We start from the raw sequence: 17,794 nt of genomic DNA, 5'->3' as shown, positions 1-17,794 counted from the left end.
GGGGGGTTGCACCCTTTGAAATCGGCGGCTATATCGCCCGCTCCCCGCGTAGTGGTCCCTTCGTCTATCGGTTAGGACGTCAGGTTTTCAACCTGAAAAGAGGGGTTCGACTCCCCTAGGGACTGCCAGCGCGGGGCATTCCCCTTCACCGTCATCGAATGTGAAGCCGACCCTTTTGGGCCAGTCGCCTTTGCCCCGTTATGTCTGCTTGCCGGACGGTGACGGAGACCCGGTTTTTAGGCAGCCAACCCAAACGGTATGCGCACGGGAATCGGATTCGGCCGTCGAGGTCGGCCGGACGAACCTGATGGTCGAGAACGACGTCAATGTCATGGACGTCGGCGCCGCGAGCCCGAACGAGTGCGGGCATGGGGTCGTCTCCGTCGGGACCGCGGACGAGGGCATCGAGACGGTGCGCGAGGGCATCACGTTTGATCTGTTGTTCAGCGATATTGTCACGCCCGGCGAGATGAACGGCATCGCCCTGGCTGGCGAGATCAGACGTTTGAGGCTCGGCTTATCGATCCCTTTGACAAGCGGCGGGGCGGACCTGGCGCGGGATCATCGCGAGGAAGGGCGGGGATACGCCTTCATCGGCAAACCTTGTCGGTACGCCGATCGCGCGCGCAAGATTCAGCTATTGTTCAACGGGCCTGACAAGCAGTCCTGAACAAAATTTGCGATTTCTAGATAGAAATGATGATTTTCGCTTTTCCGGCGTTCACGTAACTGTGTTAAACAAGAACCGTCTGCATGGATCGCGGACGGGGGGACGGCAGTGTCTGATTACGAGGGCGTTGAGTTGGCGACGGCGGTGCGAGTTTCCGGCCGTGTCAAATGGTTCGATCCCGGCAAGGGATACGGCTTCATCGTGCCCGACCAGCCCGAACTGACTGACCAGAAAGACGTCTTGCTGCACGTCTCCAGCCTGCGCGACAGCGGTCGCGACTCGGCTACGGAAGGTGCCGAAATCAGCTGCGACTGCGTCCGCCGGCCCAAGGGCTGGCAGGTCACCGAGGTTCATGATCTCGGCGTCGGCGACCCGGAGGCGGCGGTGATCTCGCCACGGCGCGTCGGTTGGGACGTTCCGAGACAGCACGGGCGCGAGCGCGGGGGCGTGGAAGAAGGCGACGACGCCATGGAGACGGCGGTGGTCAAATGGTTCAATCGCACCAAGGGCTACGGATTCGTGGTGCGCGAAGGCGAACCTGGCGATATCTTCGTGCATGTAGAGACGCTGCGACGTTGCGGGCTGGACGAACTCCTGCGGGGCGAAGCGGTTTCGGTGCGGTTCGCCGAGGGTCCCAAGGGCCTGGTGGTCGCTGAAATCAGGCCGGGCGGATAGTCAGTCCGTCCTAAACAGGGTGACTGTCATGTCCACGCGTCGCGCTATTCTCGTCGGCATCGCCGGTTTGTTCATTGTGGCCGGTTGCGCGGTCGCGGGCGGACAGACCGGACCCAACGGCGAACCTCTGGAGGCGCTGACCGTCACCACGGCGTCGGGCGAGCATAAATTCATGGTCGAGATCGCCGACGACGAGACCGAGCGCCAGCGCGGGCTGATGTTCCGCGATCCGCTGCCCGACGACCGCGGCATGCTGTTCCAGTTTCCGGACGTGACCGAGCGCGGTTTCTGGATGCACAACACGCCCAGTTCGCTGGACATTATCTACATCGACCCGCGCGGCAGGATCGTCTCGATCGCTCCTAACGCCAAGCCGCAATCCGATGACATTATCCCCTCCAATGGACCCGCCAGCGGCGTGCTGGAGTTGCGGGCTGGGCGCGCGGCGGAGATCGGTGCCAAGGCCGGCGACAGGGTCGGTCATCCTTTCTTCGCGGAATAGGACGAGGCGCGTTGCGGTCGAGGGCGGCGCGTGGCAATAGGCCGCCTCTGGATCGGGGTGTGGCGCAGCCTGGTAGCGCATCTGGTTTGGGACCAGAGGGTCGGAGGTTCGAATCCTCTCGCCCCGACCAGTGTGACCGCTATATCACGGCCCCGAAAAGCCGACCGATGCCCGCAACGGCGACCATGGCGATCACCCCCCAATAGGCCACGGGCAACACTGAGCGGGGTACATTGGCGCCGCCCGCCATAGCCCCGAGGCGCCGAGCCCCATCAGGCCGGCCAGGGCGATGACGCCGACCCAGATCATCAGCCCGTTCATCGGTGGCATTAGAAGCACGATCAGGGGAAAGGTCGGCCTTTTCGGTGTCGGACTGGGAACTGACCGAGACATATTCGCCCGCAGCCAACGACATCGCCCCGGCCACCAGGCCGGCCATAGCGACGAGGCCGTCGTTGGCGCACAGAACTGCGGCGCAGCCAGCCTATGCGGGCGACGAGGTGGCGTTCCGGATGGCGTTCGAGGCGGCTCATAAGCGGTATCGCCGGTCAGCGCCGGCCGGGCGGCATAAGCCGAACAGTCCCGTCGCGGAGCACGACATGATGGAACAGGGGTGCTGCGGCATTCAGCCCGATCAGCCGGTGTCCGACCTCGCCGATCGTCTTGTGCAAATCCTCAATCTGTTCGGCCAGCCCCTCGTTCGTCGCCGCCCGTCGGATCCAGACGAGGGTGAAGACCGACAAGCCAGGCACGAAATGCCAGGTCTTGGGCCCCTCGCGGACTCTCTGCCGCGAGGGTAGAGTTCGCGCAGCGCGATGCAGGTGCAGACGGCCGCCGGCAGGATCAGCATCAGCCAATGAAGGGCGTTCGACAGGCCGCTGAAAGTTGGCGTGGACTGAAGCGCTGAAACGGGGTGACCACGGCGATTCCCTTTGCTGAACTCGGCCGTCCTGAGACCCGACCGCCCCCACGTCCTTGATTTCACGCAATCCCCCGGACGGGAAGTCGGGCGCCGCCGCTGGACCCCGCGCGGACCGGACGCTATTTGATCGGCACGCGGCCTCCCGGTCCGTTGTCGCCCGAGGTCCATCATGCTCGCCCGCATCTATTGCCCCGCCAAAACAGCGATGCAGTCCGGCAAGGCCTCGTCCAGAGGCTGGCGGCTGGAGTTCGAGCCGGCTTCGGCGCGCTCCATCGATCCGCTGATGGGTTGGACCAGCTCCAGCGACATGAACGGACAGGTGCGGCTGAGTTTCGACTCCCAGGACGAAGCGGTGGCCTATGCGGAGCGTCACGGCATCCCGTTCCGCCTGCACAAGCCGCAGGAGCCGCCAGTTATCATCAAGGCCTATGCCGACAATTTCGCCACCTTCCGCAAACAACCCTGGACGCACTGACCATCCCATGTTTGCGGCTGCCGCACCTTGCGCTACTTGAGCCGAGGCTTACGGGCGCCCTTAGCTCAACCGGATAGAGCACTCGCCTTCTAAGCGAGCGGTTGCAGGTTCGAGTCCTGCAGGGCGCGCCACGCCGTCCGTGGGCTTGCGGCTCAGCCTCCGAAAGCCTCTAAGGCTGATACCAGCGGGGTCCGGCAAGATGACGCGAGGCGCGGAATGCGAGCAGGCAAGGCACGGCAATCAGGCAGGCAACTGGCGTCCACTGGCTTGACGCTCGCGCTACTCTGGGGACTGGCCGGATGCGGGCAGGGCCGAGATGAAGGCGACGTCGAGCCAAGGGTCGAGCCAGGCGTCGAGAACGAGGCCCAGACCGATGCGGCCGCGCCGGATTTCGCCAGCCCGACCCTGGCGGCAATCAAGCGTCGCGGCCGGTTGAACTGCGGTGTTCACGAAGGCTTGGTGGGGTTCGCCTACACTGACAACCGGGGCGAATGGCGCGGCTTCGACGTGGATTTCTGCCGGGCTCTCGCGGGTGCCGTGCTGGGTGATGCGAACGCCGTGCGCTTCGTGCCCCTCACCAACAGCCAGCGTTTCCAAGCTCTGAGAAGCGGCCGGGTCGACGTGCTGTGGCGCGCGACCTCCTGGACAATGTCGCGCGAGGCGACGGAGGGCATCCGGTTCGCGGGTGTCAACTACTATGACGGGCAGGGCTTTCTGGTCCGCCGTTCGCTGGACCTGGCCAGTGCGTCCGAGCTGAACGGGGCGCGGGTCTGCGTGCAGCGGGCATCGACGTCGGAAATGAACGTCGGCGATTTCTTTCAGGCGCGAGGCATCCAATACAAGCCCGTGATCGCGGACGATGAGGAGGCGGCGCGCCGGGCCTATGCGCGCGGGGACTGCGACGCGCTGAGCGCCGACATCGGCGCGTTGGCGGCGACGCGGACGACGCTGTCGAATCCGGAGCAGCACGTCATCCTGTCCGACGTTATCTCCAAGGAAGCTCTGGGGCCGGCGGTCAAGCGAGGCGACGAGGTCTGGACCTCCATCGTGCGCTGGACGCTGAACGCCGTGATCCTCGGTGAGGAGCTTGGCGTCACGGCCGACAACGCCGGGGACCTGGCCGAAGAGTCCCGCGACCCGCGAGTGAGGCGGCTGCTGGGGGTCGAGGGCGAACTGGGGGCCCAGATGGGGCTAAGGAAGGATTGGGGGCTGAAGGCGATCGAGGCGCGAGGCAACTACGGCGAAATCTTCGCCCGCAACATAGGCGACGATTCTTCTCTCGACCTGGCTCGTGGGCTTAACGCACAATGGAATGCTCGGCCGGGCGGCCTGATGTACGCCCTGCCGATTCGATAGAAGTCCGGACGAGACAGCCCACTGGCGAGCTGGGCTGTCAGCCGATAACGTGGTCGAATCAGCCGGGGGCAGGGTCCGCCGCTTAACGTTACGGGAAGCCTCAATGACCTTGGACAGCGACGCCGCCGCCGAGGACCGTCCGCGCGGGCCGCTCTACCGCTACTGGTTCGGCATCAAGCTTTGGAAACGCATCCTCGCCGCCCTGGTACTCGGCGCGATCGCGGGCCTGATCTGGGGTGAGGGGGCGGTGCAGATCAAATGGATCGGCGACCTGTTCGTGCGCCTGATCCAGATGATCGTAATCCCGCTGGTGTTCGCCACTATCGTCTCGGGCGTGCTCAGCCTGGAGGATCCGAAGCGGCTGGGCTCGCTGGGGCTGAAAACCATGTTCCTCTATGTGCTGACGACCGCGATTGCGATCATCATCGGTTTGATCTTGGGTGCCCTCGTTCAGCCTGGTCTGGGCGTGGACTTCGCCGGCGCCGTGCCGCGCGAGTTGGAGGCGGCCCAGCCGTTCTCTGGCCTGCTGGAATCGATCGTGCCGACCAATCCGATCAACGCCCTGGCCGAGGGCCAGGTGCTGTCCGTGATCTTTTTTGCCCTGATCTTTGGTGCCGGACTGCTCACCGTCGGGGCCAAGGGCGAACCGCTGGCGGGGGCCTTCCACGCGGCGGCCGAGGCCATGCTCCGGGTGGTGAATTTCGTCATGGAGATCGCCCCGTTCGGCGTCTTCGCCCTGATCGCCTGGGTGATGGGCACCACCGGGCCTGCGACCTTCGTCAATGTCGCGCTGCTGGCCTTCTGCGTGATCGCGGGCTGTAGCCTGCAGGTGCTGATTGTGCACGGCGGACTGATCAAGCTGCTGGCCCGACTGCCGGCGCTGCCCTTCTTCCGCGGCGTCACCGACGCCGGGCTGGTGGCGTTCTCGACCTCATCCTCCTCGGCCACCCTGCCGGTCTCCATGGCGGTGGCGGAGGCCAACCTCGGCATCAAGAAGCCGGTGTTCTCGACGGTCCTGCCGCTGGGGGTGACGATCTCGATGGACGGTACGGCCCTCTATATCGCCCTGTTGGCCTCTTTCGCCGCCCAGGCCTTCGGCATCGACCTCACTGTGTCCGACTATCTGTTGATCGGCTTGATCACGGTGCTGGTGTCGATCGGCACGGCACCGGTGCCGTCGGCCTCGCTGTTCATGCTGGCGGCGGTGCTGCAGGTCATCGGGGTCAGCCCGGCCCAGACCGCGCTGATGGTCGGCTTCATCCTGCCGTTCGACCGCATTCTCGACATGACCCGGACGGTGGCCAATGTGGTCAGCGACCTGGCCGTGGCGACCATTATCGGACGCTGGGAGAACGAGATCGACGTCGATATCTACAAGGCACCGCCGGTCAAATAGCGACCGGCGTATCCGCCCGTCCGCCCCATTCCGCCCAACTTCCGTCATAAAGGCGGCTGTCGCGGCCGAGCGCGGCCAGCGCCAGGCTGAGGACGGCGGCGGTTACGCCGGAGCCGCACGTGGTCAAGACCGGCCGGTCCAGATCAACTCCGGTCGAGCGGAAGACCTGCGCCAGTGCCTCGCCCTGTTTCATCGTCCCATCGGCATTCAGCACGTCCGGGAAGGGCAGGTTCAGGGCTCCGGGCATATGGCCCGCTCGCAGTCCCGCCCTCGGCTCGGCGGCCCGGCCCGTGAACCGGTCGGCGGCGCGGGCGTCCAGCACCTGGTCTCCCTCCTGCAGGGCGACGCGGACGGCGTCGAGATTGGCGACCAACTCGGGCCGGGCGAACGGCACAAAGGTCGCGGGAGTCAATGGTGCCGCCGGGCCCGACACGACCATCCGGTCCTCCGCGAGCCAACTTGGCAGGCCGCCGTCGAGCACACGGACGTCGCGGGCGCCCATGGCGCGCAACATCCACCAGGCCCGCGCCGAGGACCGGACGCCAATGGTGTCATAGACAACGATGCAGTCGTTTTCGGCGACGCCCAGCCGACCCATCTGCTCCGCGAAGTCGGCGGGGATTGGCAGCATGTGCGGCAAGTCGCTCACTTGATCCGACACGGCTTCGAGGTCGAAGAAGGATGCATTCGGGATACGCCCCCTGATAAAATCCACGCGCGGGTCGCGCCCATCCAGGTGCCAGCTGGCGTCAAGAACCTTGATGGACGGGTCGCCGAGGTGGGCGGCAAGGTGTGCGGTCGAGATCAAGGGAGAGAGGCGGTTCATGACGCAACCTAGCATGCAAGTCGCCGGAACCCTGCGATTGGTGCTGGGCGATCAGCTGTCCGATGGACTGTCAGCGTTACGCGATCTGAAACCGGCCGAGGACACGGTGCTGATGGCCGAGGTCCGCGACGAGGCCACCTACGTAAAGCACCACAAGCAGAAGCTGACCCTCGTGTTCTCCGCCATGCGCAAATTCGCGGCGCGTCTGGAGCGGCGGGGGGTGACGGTTCGCTATGTGCGGATCGACGACCCGGACAACAGCGGATCGATCGTCGGAGAACTGCATCGCGCGCTGGCCGATCAGGCGTTTAGCCAGGTGGTGCTGACGGAATGCGGCGAATGGCGTCTGGCCGCGGCGCTGAGTGCGTTCCAGGCGACGGTCGGCGTGCAGGTCGAGGAGCGGCAGGATGATCGCTTCATCTGCTCTCACGAGCGCTTCCGGCGTTGGGCGACGGACAAGAGGCAGCTGACGTTGGAGTTCTTCTATCGGGAGATGCGACGTGAGACCGGCCTGCTCATGGACGGCAAGAACCCGGTCGGTGGGCAATGGAATTACGACAAGGAGAACCGGTCAGGTTTGACAAAGGGTGTGATCCCGCCTTCCCGACAGAGGACGAAGCCGGACGCTGTGACGCGCGAGGTGATGGCGGACGTCGAACGGCTGTTCGGCGGCCATTTTGGCACTCTGGTTGCATTCGGTTGGCCGACGACGGCTGAAGAGGCCGAGGCGGCGCTGGACGCTTTTCTGACCGAAGCGCTGCCGGCCTTCGGCACGTGGCAGGATGCCATGGCGGCGGGACAGCCGTGGATGTGGCATGGGCTTATCTCGACCTCGCTGAATCTCGGCTTGCTCGACCCTCTGGACGTGTGCCGTCGCGCGGAGGCCGAGTATCGCGCCGGACGGGCCCCGTTGAACTCGGTGGAGGGCTTCGTTCGCCAGATCCTCGGATGGCGCGAGTTCGTGCGCGGAATCTACTGGTTGAAGATGCCGGAATACGGGGCCCGAAACGCACTGGACGCGGACCGGCAGTTACCCGGATTCTACTGGTCAGGCGACACGGACATGGCCTGCGTGGCCGATGCGGTCGGATCGACGCGGGACCATGCCTATGCGCATCACATTCAGCGCCTGATGGTGACCGGCAACCTGGCCATGTTGTTGGGCGTGCATCCGGACGCGGTCGATGATTGGTACCTGGCGGTCTATGCCGACGCCTATGAATGGGTCGAGATGCCGAACACCCGCGGCATGGCGACATTCGCCGACGGGGGCATCATGGGGACCAAGCCCTATGCCGCGTCCGGGGCCTACATCAACCGCATGAGCAACTATTGCGCGGGCTGTCAGTACGACGTGAAAGCCAGGGACGGCGAGGCGGCCTGTCCGTTCAACCGGCTGTACTGGGGGTTCCTTGAGCGCAACCGGCACCGCCTCTCCGGAAATCCGCGGCTTGCCATGCCCTACCGCACGCTGGACCGCTGGGACGCCTCGCGGCGGCAGGCCCTGGTCGAAGACGCCGACGCCTGCCGGGAGACCTTGGGCGCGGTTAGGCGCGAGTAAGGGCCAGCTGGATCACATCGGTCCGCGCGGACCGGAACCCGGCCTCGCAATAGGAGAGGTAGAAGCGCCACAGGCGGCGGAAGCGTTCGTCGAAGCCGCCCATCTTGCGGATGTCAGGCCACGATGCCTGAAAACGCTCGTCCCAGCGATGCAGGGTGTCGGCATAGTCCTGGCCGAAGCGTTCGACCGCGTCCCAGCTCAGGCCGGCCTGCTCGACTACGGGCTGAAGCTGTCCCTCGGACGGCAGCATGCCGCCGGGGAAGATGTATTTCTGGATGAAGTCGGTGCGGGCGTTGTACTCTTCGAACAGGGCATCCTGGATGGTGATGATCTGAAGGCCGGCCCGCCCGCCGGGTTTCAGGACGGCGGTGATCTTGTCAAAATAGGCCGCCCAGTATTCCTTGCCCACGGCCTCAAACATCTCGATCGACACAACCCTGTCGAAGCGGCCCGCGACGTCGCGGTAGTCGACCATCTGGATTGAGGTCCGATCCGACAGGCCGGCGTTGAAAAGCCTCTGGCGGGCAAGGTCGTGCTGTTCCTGCGAAATGGTGATGCCGGTGACATGGGCCCCGACCTCGCGCGCGGCATATTCGGCGAAACCACCCCAGCCACAGCCGATCTCCAGCACGGTGTGACCGCGTTCAAGGCCGATGAGGCGGGCCAAAGTGGCGTATTTGCGGTCCTGGGCGGCCTCAAGGGCCTCGTCGGGCCTTTCGAACCGGGCCGAGGAATAGGTCATCGTCCCGTCCAGCCACGCGCGATAGAAGGCGTTGCCCAGGTCATAGTGGGCGTGGATGTTCTTCTTCGAGCCGCGGCGGCTGTTTCGCTTGAACTTGTGCGACATCCAGTTGAAGGCGAGCATCACAGCATTGCCGTCGAACAGGCGCCGGATGTGGTCGTAATTGTTGGCCAGCGTCTCCAGCAGGACTGCCAGGTGGGGGCTGTCCCACTCGCCGGCCACATAGCCCTCGGCATAGCCGATGTCGCCGTTGGCGAGTACGCGTCGGGCGAAGCGGTAGTCGATGACGTTCATCACGGCGGCCGGGCCAGGCGTCGCGCCGTTCAGTTGGTGCACCTCGCCGTTGGGCAGGGTCAGGGTCAGGCGGCCCCAGGTCCAGTTGTCGCGCAACAGGCGTAGCAGCAGGGCGAACACCGGCGGCGTGCGGGGGGCGGCGATATTGCTCTCTGCCGTGACGGAGCTCATGAGCCGAATCCTGCCGGGAAAGTGGAATGCCGGTCAATCCCCGTCGGGGCGAGCGGCGCTGACGGTCTTGAGCGCGCCGAGCGCTCGCTCTCGAGCAGAGCTGTGTTCGACGAGCGGTCGAGCATAGTCCTGACCCAGACGAACGCCTGCGTCCCGCAGGACTTCAGGCGGCGCGTTCCAAGGCTCATGGAGCCAGCGATCCGGGACGCGGCTGAGCTCTGGTATCCAGCGGCGGACATAACGACCGTCGGCATCGAATTTCTGTCCCTGTGTGATCGGGTTGAATATGCGGAAATACGGTGATGCATCCGCACCGGATCCCGCGACCCACTGCCAATTCTGCACATTCGACGCGAGATCTGCATCAACGAGCATATCCCAGAACCAGAGTTCACCCTCCCGCCAGTCGATCAGCAGGTGTTTGATGAGGAAGGAGGCAACGATCATCCGCACCCGGTTGTGCATATAGCCGGTCTTCCAGAGCTCGCGCATGCCAGCGTCGACGATGGGATAGCCGGTCCGGCCGCGCTTCCAAGCCTCGAGGCTCTGCGGGTCGTCTCGCCACGGCATGGCGTCGTATTCCGGTCGGAAGGCGGCGTCGGTCATCCGGGGGAAGGCATGCAGCAGGTGAGCGGAAAACTCGCGCCAGCCTATCTCGGCGACGAATTTATCGACCTCTGCGGCCGGGACGCGGCCATCGTCGCCGGCGCGGCGCGCCTGTTCGATCGCTCGCCAAGGACCGATCTCGCCGAAATGGAGGTGGGGCGACAGGCGGCTGGTCGCGGCTTCGGCCGGGACGTCGCGACCCTTCGAGTAAGACTTCAACCCACCGGACAGGAAGATGGAAAGGGACCGGCTCGCGCCGGTCTCTCCCGGCATCCAGTCGACGTCGCCGGACCAGTCGGGTCGGTTGGGATGAAGCGCCCAGTCGTCGATGGCATCGGAGGCGAGGCCGACAGGCGTATCGATCACGGTGGGCGACGACAGGGCAGGTGCGGGGGTGGTGGAGGCCAGAAGCGCCTTCAGGAAGGGCGTGAAGACCTTGTATGGGCCGCCCGAGCCATTAAGCACGGAGCCCGGACGCGCCAGCAGCGCGCCGTTGTAGCCCTTGCACTCGACACCTTCGGCTCGCAGGGCATGGGCGACGTCGGCGTCTCTCGAGAAAGCATCGGGCTCGAACAGGCGGTTCATGAAGACCGCACCGGCACCGGTCTCGTCGATCAGACGGCGCAATTCAGATTCGCTGTCGCCGCGCCGCAGGATCAGCCGGGATCCTCGCGCCTCGAGGGACGCGGCGAGCGCGCGAAGCGACTTGTCGAGCCACCAGAGCGACGCGGATCCCATCGGACGCGCCACCGCGCCTTGGTCGAGGATGTAGACCGGCACGATCGATCGTCCGGTCTCGACGGCGTGGGACAGGGCGGGATTATCGGCGAGGCGCAGATCCTGGCGAAACCACAGGATCACGGGACGGTCTTCGGCCTCGGTAGTCATGCGCTCGGGCTCCGTGATAGCTTGCGAACCTCGCCGTCCGACGCCACCTGATCGCCGCATGAGTGCGGCATCAGCCGCGCGTCGCCAAGCCCAGAATCCGGGAAACCCGCCTTTGTCCAAGCCGAACGCCGTCATCAACATCACTGAAGGCCTGAAGCGCCCCGTCAGCATCGGCGGCGGCCAGCGCATTGTCTTCATCGCCGGCCCTTGCCAGCTGGAAAGCCGCCAGCACGCGCTGGAGATGGCCCATGCGCTGAAGGAGATCGGCGAGCGGTTGAACGTCGGGTTCGTCTACAAGACCAGCTTCGACAAGGCGAACCGGACCTCGGCGAGCGCCGCGCGTGGTTTCGGCCTGGAGGGCTCGCTGCCGATTTTCTCGGAAATTCGCGAGGTCACGGGCCTGCCGGTACTGACCGACGTGCACACTGAGGAACACTGCCGCATCGCCGCGGAAGCCGTGGACGTGCTGCAGATCCCGGCCTTCCTGAGCCGCCAGACCGACCTGCTGCTGGCCGCTGCGGCGACCGGCAAGGTCATCAACATCAAGAAGGGCCAGTTCCTCGCGCCTTGGGACATGAAGAATGTCATCGCCAAGGTGGTGGGCGCGGGCAATCCCAACGTCATGGCCTGCGAGCGCGGTGCCAGCTTCGGTTACAACACCCTGGTGTCGGACATGAGGGCCCTGCCCATCTTGCGCGAGATCGGCTGTCCCGTGGTGTTCGACGCGACCCACAGCGTGCAACAGCCGGGCGGGCAGGGGACGTCGTCGGGCGGCCAGCGGGAATTCGTGCCGGTGCTGGCGCGCGCCGCCGTGGCCGTGGGCGTGGACGCGGTCTTCATGGAGACGCACCAGGACCCCGATAACGCGCCGTCGGATGGGCCGAACATGGTGCCGCTGGACCAGTTCGAAGCCCTGTGCGCCGACCTGATCGCTTATGACGACCTGACCAAGGCGCGGATGGCGAGCATTCTGCTTTCTGGGGCGCACTGAATCCGTTAGGCCAAGGGGATGGCTGAACGGACGCTCGATCTCGGACGGTTGCAGGCGCTGCTGGAGAGCGTGCGTGGGCTGAAGGTTGCCTGCGTCGGCGACCTGATGCTGGACCGCTACGTCTATGGAGAGGTCAGCCGCATCTCGCCCGAGGCACCGATCCCCGTGCTGCAGCAGCGACGGACCACGGCCATGCTCGGCGGCGTCGGTAATGTGGCGCGCAACACTGCGGCCCTGGGCGGGATCGCCCGGCTGGGTGCGGTGATTGGGCGGGACGCCGCCGGAGACGAACTGGCGGCCCTGATCGCCGCCGAACCGGGAGTCGAGGACGCGGTCGAACGGCGGGCCGGCGCGGCCACAATAGTCAAGACCCGCTTCGTCGCGGCGGGCCAGCAACTGTTGCGGTTGGACCAGGAGGCGGAAGCATTTCTTGGAGATGAAACGAGTGCCTTTACCGGAGCTTCCGTCTATCTGTTGTCTGATTATGCCAAGGGCGCCGTAAGCGATCTGGTTATCGGTCAGGCCCTGTCGGAGGCGGAAAAGACTGGCGCGCCGGTGGTGGTCGATCCCAAGGGCCGCGACTTCGCTCGTTATGGCGCGGTCGATCTGATCAAGCCGAACGCCAGTGAACTGGCGTCAGCGACGGGCCTGCCTGTCGAGACCGACGCCGAAGTCGAGGCGGCGCTGAAGGCACTGCTGCACGCCACGACGGTCATGGCGGTCGTGGTCACCCGAGCCGGCAAGGGCATGAGCCTGATGCGGCGCGGCGAACCTGTGAAACACTTCCCCGGCCGGGCGCGAGAGGTGTTCGACGTGTCCGGCGCGGGAGACACCGGACTGGCCGCGCTGGGTCTGGCGTTGGGCGCGGGCGTGTCGCTGGAGACGGCGGTGGAATTCGCCATCCTCGCCTCTGGCGTGGTGGTCGGCAAGGCGGGCACAGCGGTCGTGACCCCGGCCGAGCTGATCGACGCCGAGATGAGCCAGCACGCGGCCGGTGCGCACGCCAAGGTCCTGCCGCTGGATGAGCTGGCGCACGTGGTCGAGGGGTGGAAGCGGCAGGGGCTGAAGGTAGGCTTCACCAACGGCTGTTTCGACATCCTGCACCGGGGGCACGTAGCTTATCTGGCGCAGGCGCGGAGCTGGTGCGACCGGCTGGTCGTGGCTCTGAACACCGACGCGTCTGTGCGGCGGCTGAAAGGTGAGGGACGGCCTGTCAATGATCTGGACAGCCGCGCCGTCGTCATCGGCGGTCTGCAGTCCGTGGACCGGGTGACGGCCTTCGACGATCCTACGCCACTGGCCTTGATCGAGCGGCTGCGACCCGATGTGCTGATCAAGGGCGCGGACTACAATCGTGAGGGCGTTGTTGGCGGCGATCTGGTCGAGAGCTGGGGCGGCGAGGTCAGGCTGGCGACCTTCGAAGACGGCTACTCCACGACCAACACCATCCAGAAGATGAAGGACGACTGATGGCGCGGCGCATGATCGTGGTGACTGGCGGCGCGGGCTTCATCGGCTCCAACATCGTCGCGCGTCTGTGCGCCGAGGACCGGCGCGATATCGTGGTCTGCGACCGTATGGAGACGGCGGAACTGGCCAAGTGGAAGAATCTGGCCAAACATTCAATCGCCGACTTCTGGCAACCGGAAGAGTTGTTCGAGCAACTGGAGCGGCACGCCGGGGCGATCGAGGCTGTGGTGCATATGGGGGCGATCTCGTCGACCACGGAGGCCGATGCCGACCTGATCATGCGCACCAACTTCACCCTTTCCCGAGACCTGTGGGACTGGTGCGCCCTGCGCGACGCCCGGCTGATATACGCTTCGTCGGCGGCCACCTATGGTGATGGCGAGGGCGGGTTTGAGGACGACGACAGCCTGGAGGCCTTGTCTGCCCTTCGACCTCTGAACGCCTATGGCTATTCGAAAATGTTGTTCGATCAGTATGCGGCGCGCCAGTCGGATCGCGGACAATCGCCGAGCCAGTGGGCGGGGCTGAAATTCTTCAACGTCTATGGCCCCAACGAATACCACAAGGGCGGCATGAAGTCAGTCGTCGCCCAGATCTGGCCGAAGCTTCAGGCCGACGAGCCGTTAACGCTGTTCCGGTCGCACAACCCGGCATATGCCGACGGCGGCCAGATGCGCGATTTCGTTTTCGTCGACGACGTGGTCGATTTGGTCGAGTGGCTCTTGGACGCGCCGGGGGTGTCGGGGGTGTTCAACGCCGGATCAGGACAGGCGCGGTCCTTCCTCGACCTGGCCAACGCCACCTTCGCTGCGGCGGGCAAGACGCCGCGTATCGAATACGTCGATACGCCCGAGACCATCCGCGACAAATACCAGTACTTCACTGAAGCCCGTATGGAGCGTGTCCGCGCCGCCGGGTTCAGTGGGCAGGCGACCCCGCTGGAAGAAGGCGTCCGTCGCTATGTACAGGAGTTCCTCGCCACGCCGGACCCGTATCGATGACACGGTCCAGGCTGACCGTGCGCCAGTGGGCCGGCTGGGTCGGCCTGGCGCTGGTGTTGCTTTTGACCATTGGGCTCGCGGTCTGGCGCGGCGACATTCTGAGAGCCGGCCTTGATCCCCAGGTTCCGTTCCAGACCTATGAGCCGCCGCCCGCGCCTGACTACGCGGCGGCGTCGGGCTGGGCGCTGAGCGAAACCCGCGCGCCCGGCGCTGGTCCGGCAGCGATCTTCTTCGTACATTCAACCACCTACGACGGGGGACGCGAGTGGAACGGGCCGATCGGCGATGGCAAGGCCGACGCCTATCTGAATCGCGTCGTGCTGCCGAATTATGCAGGACCGTTCGCCCGAACCGGAGCCATCAGCGCGCCGAGATATCGGCAGGGTAGCCTCTATACCCGCCTGACGCTGCGAGAAGACGCGCGAGAGGCGCGGATGTTCGCCTATGGCGATGTCGCGCGGGCCTTTGACGTTTGGATCGCGCGGCATCCAACCGGACCCATCGTTCTGGCGGGGGTGGAGCAGGGCGGCGAGGCGGTTGAGCGACTGATACGCGAGAAGGTCGCTCCGAACCCGGGTTTGAGCCGCCGTCTGATCGCGGCCTACATGACCGACGTCGTGGTCGCCGCCGACGGGCTGGCCGCGCAGGTTCCAGCCTGCACCTCGCGCGAACAGACCGGATGCGTGGTCGCCTATTCGCCCGTCAGCGACGGCAACGACGGCGCGGCGAGCCGTCGGCTGCGACGCGCGCTGGTCTGGGATGAGCGTGGTCATCTGGTGGAACTGCGCGACCAGACCGCTCTGTGCGTGAACCCGGTGACGGGCTCGCAAACGACGGCCGCCGTTCCCGCCCGCGCGCATCGTGGCGCGACCAACGCCACCGGCCTCGAATGGGGGGCGAGACCGGCCTTGATCGCGCGTGAATTTTCGACCCAGTGCCGCCGAGGACTGCTACGACACTCGGAGCCAAGACTGGAATCCTTCCAGGAAACAGGCAATTGGGCTGATCGACGAAAAGCCCGACATTACAATATGTTTTACGGAGATATTGAAGAGGACGTCGAGGCACGTCTGGCTGTCTGGCTCGCCGACCGAAAGCGCTAGTCGATGCCGGACCGGTCGTTGCGCCAGTCGAACAGGGCCTCCAGCACCTTAACCGCCTCGCCGCGCGCGCTGGTCAGGTCGGGGTCGCGGCCCAGCACCAGCCGGGCGTCGTCGGCGGCGGCGAGCAACAGGCTGCGATGCTGGACAGGGTCGGCGAAGCGGTAGGCGGGGAAGCCGCTCTGCTTCAGGCCCAGCGGATCTCCGCCGCCGCGCAGCCGGAAATCCTCCTCGGCGATCTCGAAACCGTCGTCGGTTCGGCGCAGGGTCTCCAGTCGCTCGCGAGCGGTCCCGCCCAAACCGGTGTCGCCGCCGCCATACAACAGGATACAGGCGCTGACCTTTGTCCCTCGCCCGACGCGGCCCCTGAGCTGGTGCAACTGGGCCAGGCCGAAACGGTCAGCGTGCTCGATGACCATGATGGTGGCGTTTGGCACGTCCACGCCGACCTCCACCACGGTCGTGGCGACCAGCAACGGGATGCGGCCGTCGGCGAAATCAGCCATCACCACCTCGCGCTCGGCGCCGGGCATCTGGCCGTGAGCGAGACCGACCTCGATCTTGAGGATGCGGCGCAGGTCCGAGGCCCGGGCCTCGGCGGCGGCGAGGTCCGAGGCCTCGCTGTCGGCCACCAGCGGGCAGATCCAGTAGGCCTGCGCGCCGGCGTCGAGAGCGGCTCGGAGGCGTTTGGCAACCTCGCCGATGCGGGTCAGCGGCAGGACGGCGGTCGTCACCGGCGTGCGTCCGGGCGGCTTTTCAGTCAGGCGTGATACTTCGAGTTCGCCGTACTGGGTCAGTTCAAGCGTGCGCGGGATCGGGGTGGCCGACATGGTCAGCAGGTGGACGCCGCCGGTGCGCGGGTCACCCTTGGCCTGCAGGCGCTGGCGTTCATTGACGCCGAAGCGGTGCTGTTCGTCAATGACGGCGAGCGCCAGTCGGTCGAAACGGACCGCGTCCTGGAACAGGGCGTGGGTGCCGATGGCCACCTGGGCGTCACCCGAGGCGAGGGCGGCCAGGCGGGTGCGGCGCTCGGCCGGGGTGTCGCGGCCGGTCAGCAGGACGGTCGGAACACCGGCGGCCTCCAGCATCGGCGCCAGCCTTTGCCAGTGCTGGCGGGCGAGGATTTCCGTCGGCGCCATCAGGGCGGCCTGGAAGCCCGAGGCGGCGGCGTCGGCGAGCGCCAGCGCCGCCACAGCGGTCTTGCCCGAGCCGACGTCGCCTTGCAGCAGTCGGCCCATCTGCTCGCCGGAGGCCAGGTCGCGACGGATCTCGGCGACGGCCTGAACCTGGGCGCCGGTCAGGTCGAAGGGCAGGGCGGCCAGCAGATGGGCCGAGGCACCGCCGGGCACGATGCGCGGCGCCGGCGTGATCTGGCGCGCGCGGCGGCGGCGGGCGAGGGCCAGTTGATGGGCCAGAAGTTCGTCATAGGCCAGCCGCTGGCGGGCCGGGGCGTCGAGCGACAAATCTGTCTCGGTCGTCGGCGCATGAAGCGCTTCGATCGCGGCGCGCCAACCCGGCCAGCGCATCTTCGCCTGCCATGCCGCGTCCTGCCATTCCGGCAGGTCTGGGGCGTGAGGCAGGGCAGCTTGCACCAATTTGCGCATGACGCGCGAGGTCAGGCCCTGCGTCGCCGGATAGACCGCCTCGACGGCAGCGATCTCGCCGGCCTGTTCGGGCGTGAAGATATCCGGGTGGACGATCTGTACCTCGTTGTTGAACCGCTCGACCTTGCCAGACACCAGCCGCTTCTGGCCCTTGGGCAGCAGGCGGTCGATATGCTGGGCCGAGCCGCCGAACCAGATCATGTGCACGAAGCCCGTGTCGTCCAGCGCCTGGACCTTGATCGGGACGCCGGGCTTTCCGGGCACGATCAGCCGATCAATCACCACCTCGAACACCCCGACCAGCCCCTCGACGGCATTCGCCGCCGTCATCGGCTGGCGCACGATCAGGCCGGACGGCGACAGGAACAAGACGTCGCGCACCAGCGGCCCGGCAAGTTTCTGGACGAGCGGCAGGATTTTGGGCCCCACGCCCTTCAGGCTGGAGACTTCCGCGAACAGGGGAAAGAGAATCTGCGGCCGCATGACGCCTCAGCATAGCTGGCGAAACGGCCGGGGGAACGCTATCTGACGCGTCCTGTTTACT

The 17,794-nt window shown here is 65.9% G+C and carries 16 protein-coding genes, 3 tRNA genes and 1 pseudogene; 14 read left to right on the top strand and 6 right to left on the bottom strand.

All coding sequences use genetic code 11. The features are described from left to right. The first annotated feature begins 53 nt into the window (after positions 1–53). The 5 genes from ACESMO_RS10125 to ACESMO_RS10105 all read left to right on the top strand — a co-directional run bounded on the left by ACESMO_RS10125 (position 54) and on the right by ACESMO_RS10105 (position 1,977). Positions 54–128 (top strand) — tRNA-Glu (locus tag ACESMO_RS10125). 80 nt (positions 129–208) lie between these two features. Then, positions 209–670 carry a hypothetical protein gene (locus tag ACESMO_RS10120; protein ID WP_372708033.1) on the top strand — a complete coding sequence of 154 codons (462 nt, stop codon included), beginning with the start codon at positions 209–211 and terminating at the stop codon, positions 668–670. A gap of 108 nt (positions 671–778) precedes the next feature. Then, entirely contained in the window at positions 779–1,345 is a 567-nt protein-coding gene (locus tag ACESMO_RS10115) for a cold-shock protein (RefSeq protein WP_372708032.1), read from the top strand. A 28-nt stretch (positions 1,346–1,373) separates the two neighbouring features. Then, complete coding sequence (locus ACESMO_RS10110; RefSeq protein ID WP_372708031.1) at positions 1,374–1,847, top strand: DUF192 domain-containing protein; 474 nt, start codon at positions 1,374–1,376, stop codon at positions 1,845–1,847. Between the two features lie 53 nt (positions 1,848–1,900). Then, positions 1,901–1,977 (top strand) — tRNA-Pro (locus ACESMO_RS10105). A gap of 9 nt (positions 1,978–1,986) precedes the next feature. On the opposite strand, the pseudogene ACESMO_RS10100 reads toward ACESMO_RS10105, so the two are convergent. After that, positions 1,987–2,380 (bottom strand): annotated as a pseudogene (locus ACESMO_RS10100) (VIT1/CCC1 transporter family protein). Positions 2,381–2,395: 15 nt separating this feature from the next. After that, positions 2,396–2,599 (bottom strand): hypothetical protein, encoded by a 204-nt coding sequence (locus ACESMO_RS10095; protein ID WP_372708030.1) that lies wholly within the window; start codon positions 2,597–2,599, stop codon positions 2,396–2,398. Positions 2,600–2,938: 339 nt separating this feature from the next. Between ACESMO_RS10095 and ACESMO_RS10090 the strand changes: the two genes are divergently transcribed. The 4 genes from ACESMO_RS10090 to ACESMO_RS10075 all read left to right on the top strand — a co-directional run bounded on the left by ACESMO_RS10090 (position 2,939) and on the right by ACESMO_RS10075 (position 5,996). Next, complete coding sequence (locus ACESMO_RS10090) at positions 2,939–3,244, top strand: ETC complex I subunit (RefSeq protein WP_372708029.1); 306 nt, start codon at positions 2,939–2,941, stop codon at positions 3,242–3,244. Positions 3,245–3,298: 54 nt separating this feature from the next. Further along, positions 3,299–3,375, top strand: a tRNA-Arg gene (locus ACESMO_RS10085). Between the two features lie 136 nt (positions 3,376–3,511). Next, the gene (locus ACESMO_RS10080) at positions 3,512–4,600 is read left to right on the top strand and encodes an amino acid ABC transporter substrate-binding protein (protein WP_372708028.1); all 1,089 of its coding nucleotides are present in this window, start codon (positions 3,512–3,514) and stop codon (positions 4,598–4,600) included. 103 nt (positions 4,601–4,703) lie between these two features. Further along, positions 4,704–5,996: a dicarboxylate/amino acid:cation symporter gene (locus ACESMO_RS10075; protein WP_372708027.1), complete on the top strand. Its 1,293-nt coding sequence runs from the start codon at positions 4,704–4,706 to the stop codon at positions 5,994–5,996. On the opposite strand, the gene sseA is transcribed toward ACESMO_RS10075, so the two are convergent. Further along, positions 5,989–6,822, bottom strand: a complete 834-nt coding sequence (gene sseA, locus ACESMO_RS10070) for a 3-mercaptopyruvate sulfurtransferase (protein WP_372708026.1) — start codon at positions 6,820–6,822, stop codon at positions 5,989–5,991. The genes ACESMO_RS10075 and sseA overlap by 8 nt on opposite strands. On the opposite strand from sseA, the gene ACESMO_RS10065 reads away from it, so the two are divergent. Beyond that, positions 6,821–8,383, top strand: a complete 1,563-nt coding sequence (locus ACESMO_RS10065; RefSeq protein ID WP_372708025.1) for a cryptochrome/photolyase family protein — start codon at positions 6,821–6,823, stop codon at positions 8,381–8,383. The genes sseA and ACESMO_RS10065 overlap by 2 nt on opposite strands. Here ACESMO_RS10065 and ACESMO_RS10060 read toward each other — a convergent pair. Both ACESMO_RS10060 and ACESMO_RS10055 read right to left on the bottom strand, forming a co-directional pair. Then, complete coding sequence (locus tag ACESMO_RS10060) at positions 8,370–9,590, bottom strand: class I SAM-dependent methyltransferase (RefSeq protein ID WP_372708024.1); 1,221 nt, start codon at positions 9,588–9,590, stop codon at positions 8,370–8,372. The genes ACESMO_RS10065 and ACESMO_RS10060 overlap by 14 nt on opposite strands. A gap of 33 nt (positions 9,591–9,623) precedes the next feature. Further along, the gene (locus ACESMO_RS10055) at positions 9,624–11,084 is read right to left on the bottom strand and encodes a deoxyribodipyrimidine photo-lyase (RefSeq protein WP_372708023.1); all 1,461 of its coding nucleotides are present in this window, start codon (positions 11,082–11,084) and stop codon (positions 9,624–9,626) included. A 58-nt stretch (positions 11,085–11,142) separates the two neighbouring features. Between ACESMO_RS10055 and kdsA the strand changes: the two genes are divergently transcribed. Genes kdsA through ACESMO_RS10035 form a run of 4 tightly spaced genes read left to right on the top strand, consistent with a single transcriptional unit; the run spans position 11,143 to position 15,649 of the window. Continuing rightward, positions 11,143–12,075, top strand: coding sequence for a 3-deoxy-8-phosphooctulonate synthase (gene kdsA, locus ACESMO_RS10050; protein WP_372708022.1), 933 nt, complete (start codon positions 11,143–11,145; stop codon positions 12,073–12,075). An 18-nt stretch (positions 12,076–12,093) separates the two neighbouring features. Then, positions 12,094–13,545 carry a D-glycero-beta-D-manno-heptose 1-phosphate adenylyltransferase gene (gene rfaE2 / locus ACESMO_RS10045; RefSeq protein WP_372708021.1) on the top strand — a complete coding sequence of 484 codons (1,452 nt, stop codon included), beginning with the start codon at positions 12,094–12,096 and terminating at the stop codon, positions 13,543–13,545. After that, positions 13,545–14,546: an ADP-glyceromanno-heptose 6-epimerase gene (gene rfaD, locus ACESMO_RS10040; protein ID WP_372708020.1), complete on the top strand. Its 1,002-nt coding sequence runs from the start codon at positions 13,545–13,547 to the stop codon at positions 14,544–14,546. Before rfaE2 ends, rfaD begins: the two co-directional genes overlap by 1 nt. Beyond that, positions 14,543–15,649 carry a DUF3089 domain-containing protein gene (locus ACESMO_RS10035; protein WP_372708019.1) on the top strand — a complete coding sequence of 369 codons (1,107 nt, stop codon included), beginning with the start codon at positions 14,543–14,545 and terminating at the stop codon, positions 15,647–15,649. Before rfaD ends, ACESMO_RS10035 begins: the two co-directional genes overlap by 4 nt. Here ACESMO_RS10035 and recG read toward each other — a convergent pair. Further along, positions 15,646–17,733 carry an ATP-dependent DNA helicase RecG gene (gene recG, locus ACESMO_RS10030; protein ID WP_372708018.1) on the bottom strand — a complete coding sequence of 696 codons (2,088 nt, stop codon included), beginning with the start codon at positions 17,731–17,733 and terminating at the stop codon, positions 15,646–15,648. The two genes, ACESMO_RS10035 and recG, sit on opposite strands and share 4 nt — an antisense overlap. Positions 17,734–17,794: the final 61 nt, after the last annotated feature.

The sequence above is a fragment of the Brevundimonas sp. genome, from assembly GCF_041688735.1.
Lineage (GTDB): Bacteria > Pseudomonadota > Alphaproteobacteria > Caulobacterales > Caulobacteraceae > Brevundimonas.
Note: the sequence above shows the minus strand (reverse complement) of the source record. Positions and strands in the feature narration are given on the sequence as shown.

Coding starts and splice junctions, on each gene's coding strand:
- ACESMO_RS10055 (WP_372708023.1), bottom strand. CDS start 11,084: ATGACTACCGAGGCCGAAGACCGTCCCGTGATCCTGTGGTTTCGCCAG.
- rfaD (WP_372708020.1), top strand. CDS start 13,545: ATGGCGCGGCGCATGATCGTGGTGACTGGCGGCGCGGGCTTCATCGGC.
- rfaE2 (WP_372708021.1), top strand. CDS start 12,094: ATGGCTGAACGGACGCTCGATCTCGGACGGTTGCAGGCGCTGCTGGAG.
- ACESMO_RS10065 (WP_372708025.1), top strand. CDS start 6,821: ATGACGCAACCTAGCATGCAAGTCGCCGGAACCCTGCGATTGGTGCTG.
- recG (WP_372708018.1), bottom strand. CDS start 17,733: ATGCGGCCGCAGATTCTCTTTCCCCTGTTCGCGGAAGTCTCCAGCCTG.
- sseA (WP_372708026.1), bottom strand. CDS start 6,822: ATGAACCGCCTCTCTCCCTTGATCTCGACCGCACACCTTGCCGCCCAC.
- ACESMO_RS10035 (WP_372708019.1), top strand. CDS start 14,543: ATGACACGGTCCAGGCTGACCGTGCGCCAGTGGGCCGGCTGGGTCGGC.
- ACESMO_RS10110 (WP_372708031.1), top strand. CDS start 1,374: ATGTCCACGCGTCGCGCTATTCTCGTCGGCATCGCCGGTTTGTTCATT.
- ACESMO_RS10075 (WP_372708027.1), top strand. CDS start 4,704: ATGACCTTGGACAGCGACGCCGCCGCCGAGGACCGTCCGCGCGGGCCG.
- ACESMO_RS10060 (WP_372708024.1), bottom strand. CDS start 9,590: ATGAGCTCCGTCACGGCAGAGAGCAATATCGCCGCCCCCCGCACGCCG.
- kdsA (WP_372708022.1), top strand. CDS start 11,143: ATGAGTGCGGCATCAGCCGCGCGTCGCCAAGCCCAGAATCCGGGAAAC.
- ACESMO_RS10090 (WP_372708029.1), top strand. CDS start 2,939: ATGCTCGCCCGCATCTATTGCCCCGCCAAAACAGCGATGCAGTCCGGC.